The sequence below is a fragment of the Streptomyces sp. AC512_CC834 genome (assembly GCF_019049325.1).
GTDB lineage: Bacteria > Actinomycetota > Actinomycetes > Streptomycetales > Streptomycetaceae > Streptomyces.
Genome location: NZ_JAGMUO010000083.1, coordinates 1 through 1,630, shown reverse-complemented (window position 1 = coordinate 1,630; position 1,630 = coordinate 1). Strand labels below are relative to the sequence as shown.

2 protein-coding genes are annotated in these 1,630 nt (G+C 67.9%); both read right to left on the bottom strand.

The annotated features are described in order from the left end of the window. Positions 1 to 135 precede the first annotated feature (135 nt). A complete protein-coding gene (locus KUM40_RS27130; RefSeq protein WP_217168824.1) occupies positions 136 to 1,359 on the bottom strand; it encodes a cytochrome P450 in 1,224 nt (407 codons plus the stop codon). A 33-nt stretch (positions 1,360 to 1,392) separates the two neighbouring features. Beyond that, positions 1,393 to 1,630: methyltransferase (locus tag KUM40_RS27125; protein WP_302180906.1), on the bottom strand; the 238-nt coding region annotated here is incomplete at its 5' end.

Here is a 1,630-nt window from a genome sequence, read left to right as displayed (position 1 = left end):
GAGGCAGGCGGTGTACAGGTATCCGTTCATGTGTTCCGACAGCTGCGCGCTCAGCTCGCTGGTTTCGCGCGGGGCGGACGTCATCGCGTACCTCCAGAGGAAGGCGAGAGTGGCAGGGACGGGTGCTCGGGACGGTCACGAACCGGTGCGGCTCGTGGCACGAACTCGGACCGGGAGGTGGGGCAGGCCGCGCATCATCACGCTCGGGTACCAGGTCAGCCCGGCGGGATCGGCGTCGAGGGCAAGGTCCGGGCAGCGTTCCAGCAGGGAACGGACTGCGGTCTTGGCCTCCAGCCTGGCCAGCGGGGCACCGAAACAGGCGTGGATGCCGTGCCCGAAGGCCAGATGACCGGCTGCCTCGCGCCGGATGTCGAAGCGGTCCGGATCCGGGAAGCGGCTCGGATCGCGGTTGGCGGGAGTGTTTCCGATGAGTACGAGTTCGCCCCCGCCGGGGATCGTCCTGCCGCCGATCCGCACGGGCTCCGTGGTGAAGCGGTGCAATGAGGTTCCGGTCGGGCCGCTGTGCCGCAGCATCTCCTCGACGGCTCCGTCCAGGAGCGAGAAGTCGGCGCGCAGCTCGCTCAGCTGGTCGGGATGCCGGAGCAGTGCGAGCATGCCGTTGGAGAGAAGACTGGTGGTCGTCTCGTGCCCGGCGACGAGGAGCAGCACGGAAAGACCCACCATCTCGCCGTCGGACAGGGCGTCCTCGTCCTCCTCGCGCCGGCGCACGAGCCCGCTGAGCAGGTCGTCGCCCGGGTGTACGCGCTTGTCGGCCAGCAATGTCTTGAGATAGTCGTCCAGTTCGGCGAGAGCCGCCTCGGCCTCGGCGCCGTTCCACTGCTTGGTCACCAGCGTGGTCCAGTGGTGGAACTTGTCACGGTCGCTGAACGGGACCCCGAGCAGTTCGCAGATGATCGCCGCGGGCAGGGGGAACGCGAAGTCCTTGACGAGGTCGGCACGGCCGTCCGGGCGAGCGAGCATCGAGTCGATCAGCTCGTCGGTAACCTTCTGCACCCGGGGCCCGAGCGCCTGGACACGCCGCGGAGTGAACTCCCTGACCACCAGCTTGCGCAGCCTCGTGTGCCGGGGCGGATCAGAGATCAGCATATGAGGACTGGACCAGGGGTCGTCGTCCGTGTCCGCGACACCGGGGGAGTTGCGCCAGTCGTTCGACAGGAGGGGGTCGGACAGCGCTGCCCTGGCCTCCTCGTAGCCCACGACGAGCCATGCGGTGAAACCCTCCGGCAGCAACACCCGGTGCACAGGTCCCTGCCTGCGCAGCTCCGCGTACGTCGGATGCGGATCGCGTGCGAAGTCCGCCCCCAACGCGGCCAGATCGACGATCGGCTCTTCACTCATCCCGGCAACCTCCTCCGATCCTGGGCACCACGCTCAGGCGGGGACGCACTCGACGATGGACATCAGGGAGGGCGTCGGCAGGATCCGGGTGACGGTGAAGCCGCCCTTGCTCAGGACGTCCTCGAACTCCGCCTGGGTCCGCTCCTTGCCGTCGTGGATAACCATCATCATCGCGTCGATGGTCTTGCTGGCGTGGGGTTGGTTGCCGGGTGGGATGACGGGGTCGACGACGAGGAGTTTGCTGTTGTCGTGGACGGCTTCGCGGACGGAT